This window comes from Sphingobacterium chungjuense (assembly GCF_011316935.1).
Classification (GTDB): domain Bacteria; phylum Bacteroidota; class Bacteroidia; order Sphingobacteriales; family Sphingobacteriaceae; genus Sphingobacterium; species Sphingobacterium chungjuense.
The window spans coordinates 33,562-55,567 of the sequence record NZ_WLYS01000002.1 but is presented as its reverse complement, the minus strand read 5'-3'; the positions used below and the strand labels follow the sequence as shown (position 1 = coordinate 55,567).

Genomic DNA, 22,006 nt, shown 5'->3' with positions numbered 1-22,006 from the left:
ATAAATTGATCTATTTATCTGGGAAGATTGTAGTGTTACATCATCTTAAATTGATTTATTTTACATCTTTTACTATTCCAGCTACTAATGCTTACCACTGAGTGTATGATCCACTCAATTTTGCTCCTGAGCCAATCAGCTACGTATACAATACAATTCGTAAATAAATTTTAAACTGAATGTTATTCTTAAAATTGTTTGAGATTAAAAATTTAGAGTAGTTTTGGCTAGATTAGATTTCAAGATTTTATATGTTAAATGATGGTTGCGGTGATGTATGCGCAAAGCTTATAATTATTTGAATTTACGGCTATTTTCGACAATACTTATGTCTTTCAAGAGAGTTGAAAGATCAAATGAATCCTTTTTTAGTATGTTTGCTTAATCAACAGGTATGGCAAATAACATCACCATAGTAAAATTAGCTGCTGCACTAGGGCTTTCTAAATCGACAGTATCTCGAGCATTTCGCGAGGGCTCAGATATTAATCCCAAAACAAAGGAAATAATCCTTCAGAAGGCTGCCGAACTAGGTTTTTCACCCAATTTATACGCTAGTAATCTACGAGGCAACAAAAGCTATACTATCGCTATTATTATCCCTGAGTTTGGTAATAAGTTTTTTTCGCAGGCTATAAAAGGTATTGAACTGGTAGCTCGGAATAATGGTTATCACGTTCTTATCTATGTCACAGATCATAGTGCAGAGAAAGAGGCTGATATTATACGCACCTTAGTGAATGGTCGTGTCGATGGTGTAATCATGTCTGGCTCGGGTGAAGGTGATAATCATGAATATCTCAAATTACTTAAAAGCAATAAAGTTCCACTTGTTTTTTTTGATCGCTATTATGAAGATGTCTCTACGGCATGTATCACAGGGAATGACCTCGATTCTAGTTATCAGGCTACTAAACACTTGATTGCCAGTGGCGCCAGAAAGATTGCTTATTTAGCTGTCAATAAAGATGTATCGATCGGGAAGATACGGATGGAGGGCTACAAGAAAGCCTTACAGGAAGCCGCACTTCCTTTAAATGAGCAGTTGATGCTGGATACATCCAATGATGTGCTTGTTAATTATAAAGACATCAAAAACCTAATAGAAAACCAGAAGCCTGACGCCATATTTGCATCGGTAGAACGGCTCGCCATGAGTACCATTCGAGTGGCTAAAGAGCTTCAACTTTTAATACCAAAAGACCTAAAACTCATTTGTTTCTCCTGCCTAGATATTGCAGACATGCTACAACCCTCGCTTAGTGTTGTCAAGCAACCCGCTTACGAAATGGGTATTGAAGCCACTACACAACTATTTGATATATTGTGTGGTCGCAAAGCTGATGGCATCCGCGAGATTATTTTTCTAGATTCCGAGCTCATTTTCCAAGGCTCCAGTAGCAGAGCTTAAAATATTTTAAAACTTGCTTTGCGTAATTTAATTTTTGTACTACCTTAGCATTGTTTTGGGAACGTTCCCGGGAACGATCTCATTGTTATGATACTGGCCATCGGCCGCAATTATAAATTAAAGTAAACAAAGACGTTAGCGTGCAGATAAAAATACCCATTCAGACTTCGGTTTGGCGTAGGTTATTTTATTTTTTGGTAAGATGCATATGATCCACCAAGGGCTGTTCGCTTACCGAGAAACAATACAACACACACAATAAATACATCTATAAACCAAATTAGTATTATGATCAGCAATTTTACATTACGCACAGTGATGAGCATAAGCTTATTGATGGTGCTGTTCATGTCTGCTTTTGCGCAAACCAACAATCTGTCGGGGCGTGTTTCCTCACAGAGCGGCGAAGCGGTGCAAGGAGCAACAGTTCGCATTTTAGGCACGCAACTAGCCATTTCTACCAACGAAGCGGGGGAGTATGCTTTTAACGCTATTCCATTAGGTAATCGTATGGTTACTGTTGAAGTTGTGGGCTATGAGACGGCACAACAATCCATCGTGATCAATGCCGGATCCAATACGCTAGACTTCCAACTTCAGGCATCTTCCAGTGATTTAGAAGAAGTGGTTGTTATTGGATATGGTACTCAGCGAAGAGATCAGTTAACCGGTTCAATTACTGCCATTGGCTCTAAAGATTTTCAAAGTGGTGTCATTACCACACCTGAGCAATTAATTCAAGGAAAGGCAGCCGGAGTGCAGATTACCTCTTCGGGAGGTCGTCCAGGCTCAGGAAGTACCGTTCGTATTCGTGCCGGTGCTTCGCTAAATGCTAGTAATGATCCACTATATGTGATCGATGGTGTTCCGTTTAGTCCTACCACTATTAATGGCTCAGCCAGCCCAATGTCACTTATTAACCCGAACGATATAGAGTCGTTCACGGTGTTGAAAGATGCCAATGCGACGGCTATCTATGGATCTCGTGCATCCAATGGGGTAGTGCTGATCACTACTAAAAAGGGTACTAGCGGTGCACCAAGAATTAATTTTAGCACCGTTAATTCATTATCCACAATCGATAAATACTATGAGGTGATGTCGGCAGATAGTTTACGTTCTTACGTCAACACCTACGGTACTGCAGCACAAATCGCTCGTTTGGGCAATGAAAATACAGATTGGCAGCGCGAGATCTATCGCACCGCATTCACAACGGACAATAACGTGAGTATCGCAGGTGCATACAAAGGTCTGCCATATCGCGCTTCTGTTGGTTATCTTAACCAGCAAGGAGTATTGAAAAGAGATGTGATGGATCGTACCAGCGCCAGTATATCGGTTACACCAAAGTTCTTTAATAACAGTTTAAAGGTGGAGTTGAATTTAAAAGGGTCACTGCAGAACTCTATGTTTGCGAATGATGATGCCATTGGTTCTGCGATTGTCTTTGATCCAACCCAACCTGTTTACAAAGAGAATGCATATGGAAATTATTTCGAATACATGCAGGGCGATTTACCTCACCCATTGGCACCTCGTAACCCATTGGCTATGATAAATCTGAAAGACGACGACGCAAAAGTTGCACGCAGCTTTGGTAATGTGCAGATCGATTATACGATGCCATTTATTTCTGGCCTAAGAGTTAACCTGAATTTGGGGTATGATATCTCCCGCGGACAAGGAGGTGTATTCGTGCCAGATTTCGCCGCCATGGAGAATCGTACGCAGGGTTTGCAAACTCGTTTCATGAACGATTACACCAATTTGGTGGGCGAATTTTATTTGAATTATAATACAACCTTCTCTGCTATCAATGGTCACTTGGATGCGACGGCGGGTTACGGGTATTATGATTACCAAACAGCGACTAATAATTACCCGAGTTTACGTGCGGACGGAACGGTATTAACGGAGCCGGTATTTCCTAGAGACATTCAGCAAAATAGATTGATCTCTTATTTTGGACGTGCAACTTATACGGCAAATGAGAAATATATCATCTCTGGAACACTACGCGCAGATGGTTCTTCCCGGTATAGTCCGGAAAATCGTTGGGGCGTATTTCCATCAGCGGGCGTAACCTGGAGAGTAAACCGTGAATCATTTTTAGAAGATGTTACGACCTTATCCAAACTAAATCTTCGCTTGAGTTATGGCGTTACCGGCCAGCAGGATGGTATTGCGAATTACTCGTATCTTCCTAACTACTATCTGAGTGTAAACGAAGCACAGTACCAATTTGGTGAAGACTTCTACCGCACGTATTCCCCGATCGCCTACGATAGAGATCTTCGTTGGGAAAGCACGGCGACGTATAATGCCGGAGTCGATTTCGGTATTCTGGGCGACCGCATTGATGGTAGTATAGATGTGTATCGTAAGAATACGCGGGATCTATTAAGTACCATTCCTATTCCAATTGGTACCAATTTCAGCAACCGCCTACTGACCAACGTCGGTAATATGGAAAATACCGGGGTAGAATTTAATCTAAATGCCATACCAGTACGCCGCGAGAATTTTAGTTGGAATGTCAATTTTAACTTCACGTACAATACGAATAAGGTAACCAACCTGACAGCCGTAACTGATCCAAATTACTTTGTAGAAGTTGGTGGAATCACGGGCGGTACGGGTCAGAATGTACAGGCGCACGTAGTGGGATACAGTCCATTTACATACCGTTTGCAGCAGCAAATATATGGTCCTGATGGTCGGCCTTTGGAAGGTGTATATGCAGACATTAATGGTGACGGCGTAGGTAACGAGTCTGATCGTCGGTTGTTCGGCTCACCACTGCCAAGATATTTACTTGGATTCTCTACTGGCATAGACTACAAAAATTGGACATTCAGCACGGTACTACGTTCGAATCTTGGACAACATATTTATGATAATATTAGCTCTAACTTGGCTATCCGCAACAATGTATTAAGTCCGATAGGCATTATAAACAATGCACCAAGCTCGTTGACCAATACCAATTTTATTAACAACAGGGCGTTGAGTGATTTTTATTTACACGACGGATCATTCCTGCGTATGGATAATATTTCAGTGGGCTATAATTTCATGAATGCTTTAGGCGAAGGAAAAAATATCCGTGTATCGGGCAATGTACAAAACGTGTTTGTATTAAGCGGCTATCCTGGTATTGATCCAGAAATACAAGGTGGTATTGACAATAACCTGTATCCACGTCCACGCACATTTGTATTGGGTGTAAACCTTGATTTGTAATCCAAATTTTAAAGAGAAAACAGTATGAAACGCAATTTTTTAACATATATAGTCGCTGCAACTAGTCTGTTCAGCGCGTCATCTTGCCACGATAAGCTGGATTTAGTTCCACTTAACGACGTGACCTCCGAGGTCGTATATCAATCAGTTGACGGCTACAAACAATCTTTAGGTAAGGTATATGGAAGTATGGCTATGTCTAGCGGTAGAGGAACCTCGGGTGATGGAGATATTGCCGGTATAGATGCTGGGGCATCCGATTTCTTACGCTTGTATTTTAATTTACAAGAAGTGGCTTCTGATAATGCCATTTGTGCTTGGATACAAGATCCAGGCGTATCAGAGATAAACAGCCTAACCTGGTCTTCCAATAATGTGATGGTTTTAGGTATGTATGCACGTTCCATGTATCAGATCACAGTTGCTAATGACTTTATCAGGGAGAGTTCTGATGATAATTTAGCCAACCGCGGTATTGTGGGTGCAGATGCAGAAGCTGTACGTGGTTTTCGCTCCGAAGCTCGTTTTCTTCGTGCCTATCAGTATTGGGTGATGATGGACTTATTTGGTAATCCACCATTTGTAACCGAAGAAAACACGATCGGTAAAACACCTCCTGAACAGATTAGCCGAGTAGATTTATTTAATTACGTAGAATCTGAATTACTGGCCGTACAGGAAGAATTGGTGGCACCGCGTCAAAATGAATATGGTCGTGCCGATCAGGCAGCAGCATGGATGTTGCTTTCCAAATTGTACCTGAATGCAGAAGTCTACACTGGCACTGGCCGTTATCAAGACGCACTAACCTATGCTTCGCGTGTGATTAATTCGGCATATACACTAAAGGAAAACTACGCACACCTATTTTTAGCAGATAATAATATTGGACAAGATGAAGTGATCCTGTCCATCAACTACGACGCCATTAGAACCCAAAACTTTGGTGGTACAACATTTTTAGTCAATTCTTCCAGCGGTTCGGGTATGAATATGGCCGCCTTAGGTATTCCTAGTGGCGGATGGGGCGGCAATCGGAGCCGTCGTACGTTGCCAGCCAAATTTGCTGATCCAAGTGGGCAGACAGATCGTAGAGCGATGTTCTTCGGCGAAGATGCCAATATTACTGACCCAGCTGTTTTTGTACAAGGCCTAGCGGTTACGAAATTCAAAAATGTGGATCGTAACGGTGTAGCTGCACCTTCCAACGACGGTACACAAGTATCGACCGACTTTCCATTAATGCGCTTAGCAGATGCTTATTTGATCTATGCCGAAGCCGTATTACGTGGTGGAGGTGGTAACATGGGTGAAGCCATCAATTATGTCAATACCGTACGTCGCCGTGCATATGGCAACAATACGGGCGATGTGAGCAGCATCAATCTAGATTTTATTTTAGACGAGCGCGCACGTGAATTTTACTGGGAAGGCTACCGCCGTACCGACTTGATTCGTTTTGGTCGTTACACTAGCACAGCATACGTTTGGCCATTCAAGGGTGGTACAGCGGCTGGCACATCGGTGCCTGAGTTCAGAACCATTTATCCTTTGCCCGCCTCTGACGTGATTGCCAATCCAAACCTGACGCAAAACCCAGGCTATTAATCCAAACTAATTGTGAAATTTAGGAATATACGAACATGAAATTCAATCATATCATAGCAGTAGCGTTGGCATTTGTGGCCAGTACCTTGGGATCCTGCGAGAAGGATAACGAGATGGTCACCGTTACGACAGGTGAGCTGCCTACGCTAACGGCATCGGCTGATTCGCTAGTATTGCTACAGCAAAATGCCACCGATACGGCCTTTACTTTCAATTGGTCGCCATTAGAAGTCAACTGGTCAAATGAGGCGGTAAGCAGTAACATCTTGCGCTATAGTCTTCAAATTACGACGCAAGAGCGCAATTTCCTAGGAAGCCCGCTGCTCACTGTAGATGCAGAAGGAATTTCTGCAAGTATTACGGTGAATACGCTCAATACCGCCTTGTTGGAAGCGAAGGTGGCTCCCGAACAGCCCGTCGTCTTGTTGGCACGACTAGCGATGACGCTAGCGCCAAATAATATTGTGTACTCCAACGTCATTGAATTAAAAGCCACGCCATATGAAGACGTGGTGCTATTACCCTCTTTATTTATCGCTGGTGCGTTAAATGGATGGTCGCATAGCAATGATTTCCGCGTCGGGTCGATCGAAGGCGATAGTAAATACGAAGGTTATGCCAATTTCACAGCCGGCAATTTAGCATTTAAGTTTTCGAGCCAAGCTAACTGGGATGGCACCAATTACGGCGCAGCAGCTGCAGCTGGTAAGTTGAGCGTCGCCGGCGATGCAGGAAACTTAGAAGTGCAAGCAACAGGTTATTATTTGCTGAAAGTAGATACCGAAACTTTAGATTGGTCGGCTACGCCGGTAACCTGGGGTATTATTGGTGCAGCAGCTGGAGGTTGGGGCGATACCGATGATGTGGCACTAACCTATGATGCGAACAGCGGATTGTGGACAGCTACATTAGACATGAATGCAGACGAATTTAAGTTCCGCGCCAATAATGCCTACGCCATCAACCTTGGTGCTGGAGCACGCAATGGCGTACTCAGCAACGGCGGTGGCAACCTACGAATCGCAGAAAGCGGACGTTACTTAGTCACGCTTGATCTTCGCAATGCAGGCTACTATACCTACACTATAGAAGCACAGTAAAACAGAATACCTCGGTATCCTCACCCTTCGTGAGGATACCTTTTTTAGCTATTAAGACGAACAAATATGAAGATGCAACCTTTTTTTGCCAGCCTAATCTGGTTATTGATTTTTGGAACGACTACGGCATTCTCACAACAAATGAGGAAGAGTGACGAACCTCGAATCGCCCCATTAAGTTGGTGGGTGGGTATGAAAAACCCGAATGTACAATTGATGGTTTTTCATAAAGACCTTGGTACTCGCACCCCAAAGATTAATCACAAAGGTGTGGAACTGCTCAAAGTAAATCAGGTAGAAAATCCGAACTATTTGTTTCTTGATTTGAAAATCGATCCTAAGACCAAAGCCGGCGAGTTCAATATTGTATTTTCTGAGCCAGGAAAGTCAGATATCGTCATGCCTTATACTTTAGCGGCACGCGATGCAAAGCAAAAGAAAGCGCAAGGCGTGACCAACGAAGATTTTATTTACCTCATCATGCCCGATCGCTTCGCCAATGGCGATGCCTCTAATGACGTCATCCAAGGCGCGCGCGAAACCAACTTGCACCGCGACTCCTTGTATTATCGTCACGGTGGCGATATTCAAGGAGTTATCGATCATTTGGATTACCTACAAGATATGGGCGTGACGGCTGTATGGCTCAATCCTGTGTTGACAAACGATATGGAAAAAGCTTCTTACCACGGCTATGCGGCTACCGAGTTTTACCAAGTCGATCCACGGTTAGGTACCAATGAATTGTATCGCCAATTGGCCGATGAGCTACACAAAAGAGATATGAAACTGATTCAGGATTTGGTACACAATCACGTGGGCGCTGAGCACTGGACGGTAAAAGATAAGCCTTACCAAGATTGGCTCAATAACTGGGACGAATACACCAACACCACCTACAAAGATCAAGTACTATTTGATCCTTATGCCGCGCAGTCCGACAAACGTAAGATGACCGATGGCTGGTTTGTACCTTCTATGCCTGATCTTAATCAGCGCACCGAGTTCATGCAAAATTACATCACCCAGAGCCATATCTGGTGGATCGAGTATGCTGGTGTCGACGGATTTCGTCTAGATACGTATGCCTATAATGATGCCGAGTATATGGCCAAATGGGCACAAGATATTACCGCAGAATACCCGAGTATGACCTATTTTGGAGAAACGTGGGTCAATGGTATGACAAATCAAGCCGTCTTTACCGAAGGAAGTACCATCAATCAGCACTTCGATACACACTTACAGGCAGTCACTGACTTTCAAACCTTCCATGCGATTAATAAAACCTTCACCGAGCCATTCGGCTGGACTGAAGGGGTGAATGCTTTATATAGCACCTTAGCCAATGATTATATCTACAAAGATCCGACACGGAATGTCGTTTTCTTGGATAATCATGATGTGAGTCGATTTTTGTCAATTGTGGGCGAAGATATCAACAAATACAAATCTGGTTTGACATGGCTACTGACCACCCGAGGCATTCCGCAACTGTATTATGGTGCTGAAATTGCGATGAAAAATTTTGCAGATCCAGACGGAAAAGTTAGGGAAGATTTTCCAGGAGGATGGACAGGAGATCAGCAAGATAAGTTTGTAAGCGAAGGCCGAAATGATACCGAAAATAGTGTGTTCGACCATGTGAAAAAATTGGCTGTATACCGTAAAGAGAATACCGTATTGCAAACCGGAAAACTGATGCAGTTTGTGCCAGAAGATGGTATTTACGTATACTTCCGCTATGATAATCAGAAAACAGTGATGGTGATAATGAATACCAATGAAGGTGAAAAATCGATTAAAACCCAGCGTTTTGCAGAACGTATACAGTCGCATACAATTGGCTGGGATGTGGTAGCCCAGCGCGAAGTGGACATCAACGATCAGCTTACCGTTCCCGGATTTACGGCATTAGCATTAGAATTACGATAAAAAAGAAGCGTCCTTGGATCACGCTCCTAAATAAACGCACATGAACAGATTTAGGTTATCAAATAATAGCCAATCTGCATATACAACACAAACCACAACAAAGCAACATGACATCAGGAACAACGACCATATTAAAACGCCCAGCTTACATATTTGATCTGGATGGTGTATTGGTAGATACCGCCGTATTCCACTACCAAGCCTGGAAGCGTTTGGCCAATCAATTAGGTTTTGATTTTACGGTAGTTCAAAATGAGCAACTCAAGGGAGTAAGTCGGGTAGAATCATTAGAGAAAATACTGGACTGGGGAGTAGTGAGCAAGTCCGAAGCCGAAAAGTTGGCACTTGCACAGCAGAAGAACGATTGGTATCTAGAGAAGGTAGCCCAGATGACAGCTTCCGATCTGCTTCCAGGAGTATTAGAGTTTTTAGAACAAGCAAGCTCGGCAGGCAAGAAAATCTCTTTAGGATCAGCCAGTAAGAATGCGCCCCTTATTTTGGAAAAGACCGGTATTGCCCGCTTCTTCGATGCGATTGTAGATGGCAACGAAGTGACTTTGTCCAAGCCCAACCCAGAAGTGTTTCTTTGCGCAGCACGTAAATTGGGCTTTCCTCCCGAGGACTGTCTAGTATTTGAAGATGCCGAAGCCGGTGTAGCTGCCGCAATAGCAGGTGGTATGGCCGTGATCGGTATTGGCGAAGAAGGTGCATTGCCTGAGGCCAATGTGCTAGTGTCCGATTTGAGCAAACTTTTACAGGAAAAATAAGCGCCGCAAAGAGATACACGGAAACCACGTGTCAGAATTTTTGGTGAAAAGATAGATAACTACATGAAAGATTATATAGTAAAAGACCCTTGGCAGATCATAGAAGATCAGTTCAGACCAGAATATAACGAAATATCGGAAAGCATTTTTTCGATCGGAAACGGTCGGATGGGGCAACGCGCTAACTTTGAGGAAGATTATTCGGGCAAGTCCCTTTCGGGGAGTTACGTAGCCGGCGTCTATTATCCCGACAAAACCCGTGTCGGTTGGTGGAAAAATGGTTATCCAGAATACTTTGCCAAGGTCATCAATTCCACCAATTGGATTGGACTGCACCTCACGGTGAATGGTATACTGCTAGATCTAGCCCAAGTCACCGTGAAGAAATTCGAAAGAAGATTGGATATGAAGGCCGGTGTATTGCACCGTACCGTAGGCATTACTCTGTCCGATGGCACGCAACTCGCTATTACTTCCCGACGATTGTACAGTGTAGTAGAATCGCAATCGGCGGCACTCTCATATCAGATTCGCGTCGTGCAAGGCACAGCACACATATTATTAGAGAGTGGCCTGGATGGCGATATCAGTAATCGCGACTCCAATTATGATGAGAAATTTTGGGATGAAGTAGCTCGCTCCGCCAATGAAGAACACATTAGCTTGCAGTTGAAGACCAAAAAGACAGGATTTGATGTGCATACCCGCGTCACCCAACAACTTGTGCACGATGGCCAATCTATCGCCGTGGGTGAGGTGATCGACCGTGAGAAATATGTTGCGCAGCAATATGAGTTTACTTTGGAAAGCGGGCAGGAGGCTACCCTGTCAAAATACGCTGTCATCCTGACCAGCGAAAACCATTCCTTAGCCGATTTATCGGCACATGCTGAAACTCTGCTGCAAAGCGTAGCCGATAAAGGCTTGGAAAAATTAATTAACGAGCAAGCAGCAGGCTGGGCAAAAATATGGCAAGATAGCGACATCCAGATTGAAGGCGACGTAGCCGCTCAGCAGGCCATTCGTTTCAATATATTTCAACTGTATCAAACCTACACGGGTGAAGACGACCGACTGAATATTGGTCCTAAAGGATTCACTGGTGAGAAATATGGCGGCGTTACCTATTGGGATACCGAAGCTTATTGTATACCATTCTACATGGCCACCACCAAGCCCGAAATCGCCCGAAATCTCTTGATTTATCGATATAAACACTTGCAGAAAGCTATTGAAAATGCCGCTAAGTTAGGTTTTAAAGATGGTGCTGCGCTGTTTCCTATGGTAACTATCAATGGCGAAGAATGTCATAATGAATGGGAGATTACATTCGAAGAAATTCACCGTAACGGTGCTATCGCGTTTGCTATCTACAATTATGTACGTTATACCGGAGATGTGAGCTATCTGCAGGAGTACGGGTTGGAAGTACTGTTAGGTATTGCCCGTTTCTGGGCGCAGCGTGTCAACTGGAGCGAAGCGAAGCAACAGTATGTGATGTTGGGCGTGACCGGCCCGAATGAATACGAAAACAACGTAAACAACAACTGGTATACTAATCGCATTGCTGCTTGGTGTTTGCAGTATACATCCGAAGTTATCGATCAGTTTGCGTCATCAAACCCAGATCGTCTACAGCATATTTTGCATACTGCATCATTTGTGACAGCGGAAAAAGAGAAATGGCAGCATATCGTCGCCAATATGTATTATCCAGAAGATGCGGAGGGTGGCATTTACTTACAGCAAGATGGCTTTTTGGATAAGGAATTGATTCCAGTGAGCGAGTTGCCAGTCTCCGAGCGTCCCCTAAATCAAAAATGGAGCTGGGATCGCATTTTACGTTCCTGCTACATCAAACAGGCAGACGTGTTGCAAGGATTATATTTCTTAGAAGATCATTACGATCTAGATACTATTCGTCGAAATTACGATTTCTACGAACCGATGACGGTACACGAAAGTTCACTTTCACCATGTGTGCACGCCATTATTGCCGCCAAGTTGGGTAAGGAAGATAAAGCGTACGAATTCTATTTGCGGACTTCCCGATTGGATCTGGACGATTATAATAACGATACTGAAGATGGATTGCATATCACATCGATGGCAGGCACGTGGATGACGATCGTAGAAGGGTTTGCCGGCATGCGTATTCGCGATGGCAAGGTTCATTTTCAACCAATATTGCCAACTAAGTGGGACAGCTATAGCTTCCGCATCACCTTCCGAGGTGCAGATCTACAAATTAAACTAGACCACGAAGGAGTACACGTCAACAATTCTGGTAATCAAGATGTGCAGGTTGTATTGTGGGATACACAATACGCCATGCTATCTAATGGCACGTTGGACGTGCCATATGCAGTAACGTCAAAGGCGTAAGTACATGATGGTAGTTTCCTTGTTTTCTGGAAACTACCATCATGCTGACACCTAAAGGTTAAACAAAAAATGAATTGTATTGTCATAAATAAAATCAGATTCTGGATCTAATTTGACTGCCTATACATTACGCAATGAAATATATCAAATGCCCCAAGGCGTGTTGGCCTGTGCTAATAAGTATAATCATGGGATCTTCCTGTGCTTCACATATGAATAAACTAGAGTTGCTGAATAAGGAAAATACGTTAAATGAACCAATCGAAGATCATAAGCTTGTCATTTACCAATCGCTAGTTCGACATTTTGGAAATAAAAATACCACCAATAAGTACTATGGCTCCATAGAGGAGAATGGTGTTGGTAAATTCAATGATTATTCGGAAAAAGCGCTCGCCGAACTACAAGATCTGGGTGTCACGCACATGTGGTATACTGGAGTTTTGGAACATGCCACCATGACTGACTACAGTGCTTATGGCATTGCAGTGGATGATCCTGATGTCGTAAAAGGTCGCGCCGGATCGCCCTATGCTATCAAAGATTACTACGATGTCAATCCGGATTTTGCAGTAGAAGTTCCTAACCGTATGCGTGAATTTGAGCAATTGATCGCACGTACGCATCAGGCCGATATGCAGGTGCTCATCGACTTTGTGCCCAATCATGTGGCGCGGTCTTACAGTTCGGATGAGAAACCAGCAGACGTACGCGATTTAGGCGCAGACGATCATACCGACGTCGCTTTTGCTAGCGCCAATGATTTTTATTACCTACCCAACCAAGCTTTGCAAGTGCCACCCGGATATAATCCTGGCGGTGACGCCTTCCAATCGCCCGCCAAAGACGGTCAGTTCAGCGAGTTTCCGGCCAAAGTGACTGGCAACAATGTATTCTCCGCTAGTCCGTCTAAAGATGATTGGTTTGAGACCATCAAGTTGAATTATGGGGTTGATATACAACAGCAACACGCAGCACACTTTGAACCCATTCCACCCCTGTGGTACAAGATGCGCGATATCTTGCTATTCTGGGCGAACAAAGGCGTGGATGGTTTCCGTTGTGATATGGTCGAAATGATTCCCGTCGAGTTTTGGAGTTGGGTAGTACAAGAGGTGAAACAAGAATACCCAAAAATAATTTTCATTGGCGAAGCCTATAATAAGAATGAATACGCGAACTTCTATGAGGTGGGCAAATTCGATTATCTGTACGATAAAGTCGGTTTGTACGATACGCTGAAAACCTTGGTGCGTCACGAAGATCATGCAGGTGTGCAGGGTATACAAGATGTGTGGCGGCGCGAAGTCGCTGGATACTCATCGAAGATGCTGCGGTTCTTAGAAAACCACGATGAACAACGATTTGCCTCACCAGATTTTGGCGGTGACGCTTGGCGCGTAGTTCCTGCGATGGTCGTTACTGCAACGTTATCCAGTAGTCCGGTCATGATCTACAGCGGACAAGAAGTAGGAGAGCCCGGCGCAGGCAATGCTGGCTTTAGTGGCGAAGATGGTCGCACCACAATTTTTGATTATTGGGGTGTGCCTCAGCACCAAAAATGGATGAACAATGGCGCCTTTGATGGGGCGCAATTGAACGATTCATATAGACATTTGCGCGCATTTTATCGTAAGCTATTACACTTAGTGCGCAACGAAAAAGCTATTAGTTCGGGTGGATTTTATGATTTGATGCCGGCACAACATGGTAACTCCATGATGTCGCGCCGGGTATATGCATATCTACGCTATACGGAGGATGAACGACTACTCATCGTGAACAATTTTGAGCACCAAGAGCAACAGTTCAGCATTCTTCTTCCTGCTGATGTGGTAGATGCTTTCCATCTTGCTCAAGAGGATTTGCAATTCACCGATATATTGACCGGGATGGAATTCTCTATCGCCAATTTCGAGTCGGAACTACCGTTGCGAATCCCTGGTAATCAATCGGTTATTTTAAAGTTTTAAAACCAATGTAAACTACGGTCGGCCTAGCACTTGCTAATGAAGCACAAGCAAAAGTACCTGTTGATCGATATAAACCAACTATCATGCATAAACCAATACGTAAACCATCGCTGAGCGTAGCGCAAATATTTCACATGAGCTTCGGGTTTCTGGGTATTCAGATGGGATTTGCCCTACAGAATGGTAACGCTTCGCGCATCCTACAAACCTTTGGCGCTGATGTCGAGCATCTCTCCCTATTCTGGTTGGCTGCGCCGCTGACCGGAATGATTGTTCAACCAATCATCGGCCATTATAGTGATCGTACTTGGAATAGTTTAGGTCGTAGAAGACCCTATTTCTTAGGTGGAGCTTTGTTTACCGCTGTCGCGTTAATCTTCATGCCCAACTCGGCGGTATTGGCAGCTATGCTGCCGTCTTTACTGATTGGTGCTGGGATGTTGATGATTATGGATGCTTCGATCAATGTGACGATGGAGCCATTCCGCGCTTTGATTGCCGACAATTTGCCGAGCGAACAACGTAGTCTAGGTTTTTCCATGCAAACCTTCTTGATTGGGTTGGGAGCGGTGTTGGGATCCTGGCTTCCGTATATTCTGGCAGAATATGGCGGCGTGTCTAAAGTCGCCGAAGCAGGTTTCGTTCCTAATAACGTGATTTTTTCGTTTTACGTGGGTGCTGCGGTGCTTATTGGAAGCATTCTCTGGACGGTGTTTACCACCAAGGAATATTCACCCGAAGAATTGGAAAGTTTCGAATCTGGGCAAGCTACTCCCGCTACCGAGCCTTTGGTAGCCCGTGGCTTTTTCAAAGGCTTGCAAGAAGATATTAAAAATATGCCAACTGCTATGCGTCAATTGGGCTTGGTTCAATTCTGCTCTTGGTTTGCGCTGTTCCTGATGTGGGTATTTTCGACGCCTGCGATTGCCGAGCATATTTATAATGTACCCGCCGGAGATACTACGTCCGTTGGTTATGCCGATGCGGGTAATTGGGTCGGTGTGCTATTTGGTATATACAATGCCGTTTCAGCAATTTATGCTTTGTTTTTACCGCGGATAGCCCGTGCTATTGGTCGCAAAGCTACGCACGCCCTATCGTTGACGATTGGTGGTATTGCGTTAGGATCTATTTACTTTATGACCACACCCGAGATGCTGATTATTGCGATGTTAGGCATTGGTATTGCTTGGGGTAGTATTTTAGCTATGCCTTATGCGATTTTGAGCGATAGCTTACCGGCTCGAAAAATGGGATTGTATATGGGATTGTTCAATTTCTTTATCACTTTTCCGCAGATCGTCAGTGGATTGACCAGTGGTTATTTGGTAAAATACGTATTTCAGGGACAAGCGATTTATGCTTTGCTGACAGCAGGATGCTTAATGATTATCGGAGCGGTTAGTGTGCGCAAAATAAGTTCATAGTATGCCAGCGCAATTGGTTGTAAAAAGAGAAAGCAGACTTTCAAAGTTTACTTTCTCTTTTTAGGGTCATTTTTGTTAATTCAAAAAATCATTATTTTTTGTGCCATATTTAAAAATGATATTCCTCTTCGCCTTGGGGGAATCCATAGAATCTTTTGTACAAAAATAAAAATTGACCATTTTCATCCATTAACACCCAATTCTATTGATAAATTTAGGCGAGTGTACAGTTTTATTTTAACGGATAAGCGTAAAACCTTATTTTTTTTCACTAGTAGGTGAGTAAGAAATTGATAGTTAAGGCTTTTAGTCTCAAAAAACGGATATATCTAGTAAACTAAGGATTCTAAACCTTTGTAAAAGTCAAGACAGTTAAATTACGATGTTCCAATTATTGTATTGGAATCACATCATGTCTTATACTAATATGATAATAGCTAAAGCTACCATTAGTACGGATACGAAATGAAAGTCCAAAAGTTAGCAAAAATATACCTCTGTTGCACTAAACATCATGATGAATGCATTATAGAGCCAACACTCTTTAATACCAGTCTGCGAGCAATATAAAATTGGATGTTATGTCTAATATCGTTACCACATATCACTATCTTAATGATTTATTGAGCAAGCTTTTCAGCGAGCGCTGTCTCGTCTGTGAGATCAAGACGCAACGGTGTAATGGATACTAAATCGTTTTCTACAGCCCACCGGTCTGTTCCCTCATCTGCAGGTTCCAACGGCGTTACGGTAAACCAATAATGCTTTCGGCCCATTGGATCGGTGTCTGGTAAAATGGTACCATCATATAGACGTACAGATTGTCTTGTCCAGGCAATGTCTTTAGGATTGGGAGGGAAATTTACGTTGTACAATGCCAGTTCAGTGTCTTTAAGTAGTAATCCAAGAGTATGCTCTACATAGGATTCCAATAAGTCGAAGTCTGGCTCTGTTTTCCCTACTGGCGTACTCAATGCAATGCCTTTTATTCCGAACAATACCGCTTGCTTAGCTGCGGCCAATGTGCCCGAGTGCCACATAGAATTACCGAGATTGGGTCCCATATTTATACCTGAAAGTACCACATCAATATCATTCCAAAGATGCGTCCCCATAGCAACACAATCTGCCGGAGTACCATTAACCCGATATGCTTCAATGTTTGGAAATTCTATAGGTGATTTTTTATAGCTCAATGGACGTGAGTGGGTTACAGCATGTCCCATGGACGACTGTTCGACATCCGGAGCCACCACCAAGACATCACCAAACTTCTTCGCTACCTTAGCCAAGGCTGCAATACCCGGGCTATATATACCATCATCATTCGTGACTAATATTCTCATAATCTTTACTCTTATTTATTTTCTACTTTTAACAACAATTAAGCTCACATAAATGTTCAACATTAAATAAAGATCGATGGAACAAGCTATTCTACTACACAACCCGGGAGCTGGTGATGAGGATCACCTGAATACGGAACTCGTTAAATCTATTGAACAAGAAGGTTATGGTTGTGTGTACTTCTCGGTCAAGGAAGATAATACTTGGAAGGATCAATTAGATCAAGCGGATTTTGCGGTTGTGGCCGGAGGTGATGGTACGATTCGTCGTGTAGTGCAAGAACTTGTGAGCCGTAGTGTTCTGGCAAAGAAGATTCCCATAGCTATCCTTCCGATGGGTACAGCAAACAACATGTCGAAAACTTTGGGTATAGATAGAGAGCTCGATCATGAAATACATATAAAAAATTGGAAAAAATGCAAGCGTCAGAGGTTTGATCTTGGTGTTATCAAGAATCCTGACACCACCGATTTTTTTATGGAAAGTGCTGGCTATGGTCTTTTTCCAAATCTGATGCAAGCCATGGAGACGGTTGACAAAAGTAAGGTGGAGTCCACAAAAGATGAACTGAAGGTTGCTTTGCAATTACTCTATAAACTTATAATAGACGCAGATGCGGAATCATACACAATAAAGGCGGACGGTAAGACTTATACAGGGAAATGTCTTTTAGTGGAAGTGATGAATATAAAGTCTATTGGACCTAATCTTATGTTGGCACCAAATGCATCCACTGAGGATGGTTTCTTTGACGTGGTAATCGTAAACGAAGAACAAAGGCAAGATTATGCCCAATACATACAAGAATTAATTGATGAAAATCCTAATGCATCATTCTCCTACAACGCCTTTGAAGCAAAAGAACTGAATATCGACTGCAATAGCAAGTACATGCATTTGGATGACGAGCAAATCATGCCGCTAAAAAATCCGCTCGTTTTAGAGGTTCGTGAAAACGTTTTGGAATTCTTAGTAGTAGGCAATTAAGTTCTCTCGTGTGAGAAAGTAGATAAACCGATACGAATGCAAAATCTGCTACCATAAAATAGAAAAGACCTACATCCAAAATTGTGTAATCTGTCTGAAAAAACGAAGCTTCCGAGTTCTGATTTTATATAATAATGAAAACGCCTGAAGTTGGGAACTTCAGGCGTTTTTACCAAACCAATTATTAACCTACTACAGTAGCTACAAAGTTGGTGCCATTTATTTTCGCCACGAGATTAAGGGATGTAGCTTAATTTATCTCTTACATAAAGCGAACGTTTTGCTGTGTATCGAAAATCGACCTCCGATATGCTAGGATAGGAGCGAGGTTACAAATTGGTTACAGTAAATATTCGAATATGTATCATTGTAATTTGTAAATGCCCGATTCTTGGTAAGTAGGCCTTTTTCAGTTCTAGGCGCTCAAAAGACTCAACATCTTACAGATGTTAAATTATTCTATACAAATTTTGATTCTAATAGCGTATCATAAAATACTTAAAGATAACTCCTATAGGGGTACCTCACCCAAATTCCTTAAATTTTACTTCAATAAAAATCCCTGCCAATATCAATTAGCAGGGATTGCAATGAAATCTTGAGTTTGCAAAAAATTTTTCTGATACTTTACTTTTTTAAATTTAATGTGATGATAATTGTTTAGCCTTTTCTTCATCGTAGGACTCTTCCAATTCAGCAAGTTTTTTCTTACCGTAGGCGATTTTAGTAATGACATAAAACAATACCGGAACAATAAAAATGGCAAGTAACGTAGCGGCCATCATTCCACCAAAAACAGTCCATCCTATTGTTTGCCTTGAATATGCGCCTGCGCCTGTAGAAAGCATTAGGGGTATAATTCCTAGAATAAAGGCAAACGAGGTCATGATAATTGGTCTGAGCCTTAATTTCACGGCGTCTAGAATTGCATCCATCAAAGGCATACCAATATCAACCCTTTCTTTGGCAAACTCGACAATCAAAATAGCATTTTTTGCAGCCAAACCGATAATTGTTACTAAACCAATTTGTGCATAGATATTATTATCCAGACTTGGAATAAACGTCAATGTCAAGATGGCTCCAAAAATACCCAAAGGAACTGATAGCAAAATCGAGAAAGGCACTGACCAACTCTCATAAAGGGATGCTAATAACAAGAATACGAAGATTATACAAAGTGCAAAGATCATAATCGTTGAATTTCCAGACTGGCTCTCTTGCAGCGAAAGACCTGAAAAATCATAACTATATCCCGCTGGCAAGGTTTGTGCAGCCACTTCCTGCAAAGCATTTAAAGCATCACCCGAACTATATCCCGGAGCGGCCGAACCACTAACCTCAATACTTCTAAATATATTAAAGTGATTGATGATCGATGGATTTTGAACTAATTCCCAACTCACCATACTTGCTAAAGGAACCGGTGCTCCCATCGTATTGTTAACGTAAAGTTTGTTTATATCTTCAATATTCATCCTGAAATTGTTATCAGCCTGGGTAACAACACGGAAGTTTCTGCCGTAGCGGGTGAAGTCGTTAATGTACGACGACCCTAGGTAAGCAGAAATAGTACTGTAGATGGATGATATCGAAACGGACATTTTTTTTGCTTGCTCTCTGTTGACTGAAATTTTGAAGTTTGGCGAATTGGAATTAAATAAGGTATATGCCATTCCAATCTCAGGCCGCTGGTTTGCAGCAGCAAGAAATTGACCAACAACGCCTTCAAATTGTTTGATGTCTACAGTTTGCTGATCTTGGATCATCAATGAAAAACCTCCTGATGTACCTAAACCTGGTATAGCAGGCGGCGTGACTGCCAAAATTTTGGCTTTACTATAAGTCGCATATTTACCCATTATAGCCCCCGTGATATCAGCTACCGTCCTTTTGCGATCAGCCCATGGTTTAAGCGATATGAAAAGCGTAGCGGCATTAGATTTGTAGGATCTATTTAAAATGTTTATACCTGATATCAGGGTAATATGCTCTATTTCGGGATAATCTTTTCTAAACTCCTTATTTAGTTCTTCTAATACTTCATTGGTACGGCTAGCGGCAGAACCTTCAGGAAGTGTTACACCAGCGAAAAATGAACCGTTGTCCTCCGAGGGGATAAAACCTGTTGGTTTCGTGGTAAACATATATCCTGTTCCGACGAAAATACATACCAGAATAATTATAGCAAAGGGAGCTCTACGAATAGCATATTTTACCCCTTTTGAATAGCGCATTGTAACTCTTTCAAACCACAGATTAAATTTATAAAATAATTTATTCAACCCTTTAGCCTCTTTATTGACTGCAGTAGGTTTAAGAAGTAACGAACATAGGGCAGGTGTCAGCGATAATGCGATGAATGCTGAAAGCATTACCGAAACGGCAATCGTGATGGCAAATTGTTGATATAATTGGCCGACCATACCCGGAATAAAGCCTACTGGAACGAATACTGCTGCAAGAATTAATGCAATAGCGATTACAGGGGCAGTAATGTCTTTCATAGCTCGTATGGTAGCCTCTCTAGCGTCCAGCTTCTCATGGTCTATGTAGTGCTGCACAGCTTCGACAACGACAATGGCATCATCTACCACAATACCGATCGCCAGTACAAAAGCCAGTAGTGTCAGGTTATTGATAGAAAATCCAAACATCGTAAAAAAGATGAACGTTCCTACAATAGACACCGGAATAGCTAAAACAGGTATCAGTGTTGCTCTCCATGATTGAAGGAAAAAGAACACTACAAATGTTACTAAGATTAGCGCCTCAACTAGTGTATGGATAACCGAATCAATGGATGCGTGTACAACCGATACTGTTTCATAGCCTACAACGTAGTCAACACCAGGAGGGAATGATTTTTTCATTTCCTCTAGGGCAGCGTAGATTCCATCAGCAGTCTCTACAGCATTACCTCCAGGAGTTTGTGCAACCATCATACCTGTAGATCTCATCCCGTCGGTTTTGGTAGTCGTAGCGTAGCTAAATTGTCCCAATTCCACTCTGGCTACATCCTTAAGCAGGACTATTGATCCATCTGTATTTGATTTTATGACGATTTCTTCAAAATCTTGAACAGATGACAGATCAGAATCCGTAATTACAGGATACTCGAAAACCTGTGAGTTCTGTAAAGGCGGAGCACCTACGGAGCCCCCAGGCATACGTAAATTTTGTTCTGCTATCGCTGTTGAAATTTCCGTAGGGCTCAGTTTTAAGCTTGTAAGCTTATTAGCGTCTAACCATACACGCATGGCAAAGGGTTGTCCAAAAGCATTAACATCACCTACACCCGGAACACGTAAAATAGCGTCTTTGATGTAAAGGTTTGCATAGTTTGCCAGGAACTTATCATCTCTCGAGCCGTCAGGGGATACTAAAGAAACCAACATCAAGATGTCGGTATTGGCCTTTCTGGTAATGACACCCAAACGCCGTACAGCCTCCGGCAATGCAGGCTCTGCAATACCAACACGGTTTTGTACATCTAAAGTCGCAACATCTATATCTGTTCCAACTTCAAAAGTTACTGTTATGGTTGACTGACCATTTGAGGTACTATTAGATGACATGTAAATCATGCCGGGTGTACCGTTTATTTGACTTTCAATTGGCGTTGTTACTGTTTGCTCGACGGTTTGCGCGTCTGCTCCTGTATAGTTCGCCGTCACGGTCACCGTTGGTGGAGCTATGGAGGGGTATTGACTTATGGGGAGTGTCAATATTGATATACTGCCAATAATCATAATCAATATTGATATGACAATAGCAGTGACGGGTCTTCTTATGAATACTTCTGATATCATTCTTATGT

General features: G+C 42.6%; 12 protein-coding genes. 10 read left to right on the top strand and 2 right to left on the bottom strand.

What is annotated here, in order from left to right; genetic code table 11:
* Positions 1-394 precede the first annotated feature (394 nt).
* The 9 genes from GKO22_RS04985 to GKO22_RS04945 all read left to right on the top strand — a co-directional run bounded on the left by GKO22_RS04985 (position 395) and on the right by GKO22_RS04945 (position 15,852).
* The gene (locus GKO22_RS04985; RefSeq protein WP_166332995.1) at positions 395-1,411 is read left to right on the top strand and encodes a LacI family DNA-binding transcriptional regulator; all 1,017 of its coding nucleotides are present in this window, start codon (positions 395-397) and stop codon (positions 1,409-1,411) included.
* A gap of 288 nt (positions 1,412-1,699) precedes the next feature.
* Complete coding sequence (locus GKO22_RS04980) at positions 1,700-4,657, top strand: SusC/RagA family TonB-linked outer membrane protein (RefSeq protein ID WP_166332994.1); 2,958 nt, start codon at positions 1,700-1,702, stop codon at positions 4,655-4,657.
* A gap of 24 nt (positions 4,658-4,681) precedes the next feature.
* A complete protein-coding gene (locus GKO22_RS04975; protein ID WP_166332993.1) occupies positions 4,682-6,265 on the top strand; it encodes a RagB/SusD family nutrient uptake outer membrane protein in 1,584 nt (527 codons plus the stop codon).
* A gap of 35 nt (positions 6,266-6,300) precedes the next feature.
* Positions 6,301-7,365 (top strand): SusE domain-containing protein, encoded by a 1,065-nt coding sequence (locus tag GKO22_RS04970; RefSeq protein ID WP_166332992.1) that lies wholly within the window; start codon positions 6,301-6,303, stop codon positions 7,363-7,365.
* A 66-nt stretch (positions 7,366-7,431) separates the two neighbouring features.
* On the top strand, positions 7,432-9,300 hold the full coding sequence (locus tag GKO22_RS04965; RefSeq protein ID WP_240920139.1) for a glycoside hydrolase family 13 protein: 1,869 nt from the start codon (positions 7,432-7,434) through the stop codon (positions 9,298-9,300).
* 107 nt (positions 9,301-9,407) lie between these two features.
* Complete coding sequence (gene pgmB, locus GKO22_RS04960) at positions 9,408-10,067, top strand: beta-phosphoglucomutase (protein ID WP_166332991.1); 660 nt, start codon at positions 9,408-9,410, stop codon at positions 10,065-10,067.
* A gap of 63 nt (positions 10,068-10,130) precedes the next feature.
* Positions 10,131-12,452 carry a glycoside hydrolase family 65 protein gene (locus GKO22_RS04955; RefSeq protein WP_166332990.1) on the top strand — a complete coding sequence of 774 codons (2,322 nt, stop codon included), beginning with the start codon at positions 10,131-10,133 and terminating at the stop codon, positions 12,450-12,452.
* Between the two features lie 212 nt (positions 12,453-12,664).
* Positions 12,665-14,425 carry an alpha-amylase family glycosyl hydrolase gene (locus GKO22_RS04950; RefSeq protein WP_240920136.1) on the top strand — a complete coding sequence of 587 codons (1,761 nt, stop codon included), beginning with the start codon at positions 12,665-12,667 and terminating at the stop codon, positions 14,423-14,425.
* Positions 14,426-14,508: 83 nt separating this feature from the next.
* Positions 14,509-15,852 (top strand): MFS transporter, encoded by a 1,344-nt coding sequence (locus GKO22_RS04945; RefSeq protein WP_206367821.1) that lies wholly within the window; start codon positions 14,509-14,511, stop codon positions 15,850-15,852.
* 620 nt (positions 15,853-16,472) lie between these two features.
* Here GKO22_RS04945 and surE read toward each other — a convergent pair.
* On the bottom strand, positions 16,473-17,198 hold the full coding sequence (gene surE, locus GKO22_RS04940; protein WP_166332988.1) for a 5'/3'-nucleotidase SurE: 726 nt from the start codon (positions 17,196-17,198) through the stop codon (positions 16,473-16,475).
* 76 nt (positions 17,199-17,274) lie between these two features.
* Here surE and GKO22_RS04935 point away from each other — a divergent pair, with 76 nt between their 5' ends.
* Positions 17,275-18,186: a diacylglycerol/lipid kinase family protein gene (locus GKO22_RS04935; RefSeq protein WP_166332987.1), complete on the top strand. Its 912-nt coding sequence runs from the start codon at positions 17,275-17,277 to the stop codon at positions 18,184-18,186.
* Between the two features lie 641 nt (positions 18,187-18,827).
* Here GKO22_RS04935 and GKO22_RS04930 read toward each other — a convergent pair.
* On the bottom strand, positions 18,828-21,998 hold the full coding sequence (locus tag GKO22_RS04930) for an efflux RND transporter permease subunit (RefSeq protein WP_166332986.1): 3,171 nt from the start codon (positions 21,996-21,998) through the stop codon (positions 18,828-18,830).
* Between the last annotated feature and the right edge of the window lie 8 nt (positions 21,999-22,006).

Excerpts from the sequence above, each read along its gene's own strand:
- GKO22_RS04985 (WP_166332995.1), top strand. The coding sequence starts at position 395 with ATGGCAAATAACATCACCATAGTAAAATTAGCTGCTGCACTAGGGCTT.
- GKO22_RS04980 (WP_166332994.1), top strand. The coding sequence starts at position 1,700 with ATGATCAGCAATTTTACATTACGCACAGTGATGAGCATAAGCTTATTG.
- GKO22_RS04975 (WP_166332993.1), top strand. The coding sequence starts at position 4,682 with ATGAAACGCAATTTTTTAACATATATAGTCGCTGCAACTAGTCTGTTC.
- GKO22_RS04970 (WP_166332992.1), top strand. The coding sequence starts at position 6,301 with ATGAAATTCAATCATATCATAGCAGTAGCGTTGGCATTTGTGGCCAGT.
- GKO22_RS04965 (WP_240920139.1), top strand. The coding sequence starts at position 7,432 with ATGAAGATGCAACCTTTTTTTGCCAGCCTAATCTGGTTATTGATTTTT.
- pgmB (WP_166332991.1), top strand. The coding sequence starts at position 9,408 with ATGACATCAGGAACAACGACCATATTAAAACGCCCAGCTTACATATTT.
- GKO22_RS04955 (WP_166332990.1), top strand. The coding sequence starts at position 10,131 with ATGAAAGATTATATAGTAAAAGACCCTTGGCAGATCATAGAAGATCAG.
- GKO22_RS04950 (WP_240920136.1), top strand. The coding sequence starts at position 12,665 with ATGAATAAACTAGAGTTGCTGAATAAGGAAAATACGTTAAATGAACCA.
- GKO22_RS04945 (WP_206367821.1), top strand. The coding sequence starts at position 14,509 with ATGCATAAACCAATACGTAAACCATCGCTGAGCGTAGCGCAAATATTT.
- surE (WP_166332988.1), bottom strand. The coding sequence starts at position 17,198 with ATGAGAATATTAGTCACGAATGATGATGGTATATATAGCCCGGGTATT.
- GKO22_RS04935 (WP_166332987.1), top strand. The coding sequence starts at position 17,275 with ATGGAACAAGCTATTCTACTACACAACCCGGGAGCTGGTGATGAGGAT.
- GKO22_RS04930 (WP_166332986.1), bottom strand. The coding sequence starts at position 21,998 with ATGATATCAGAAGTATTCATAAGAAGACCCGTCACTGCTATTGTCATA.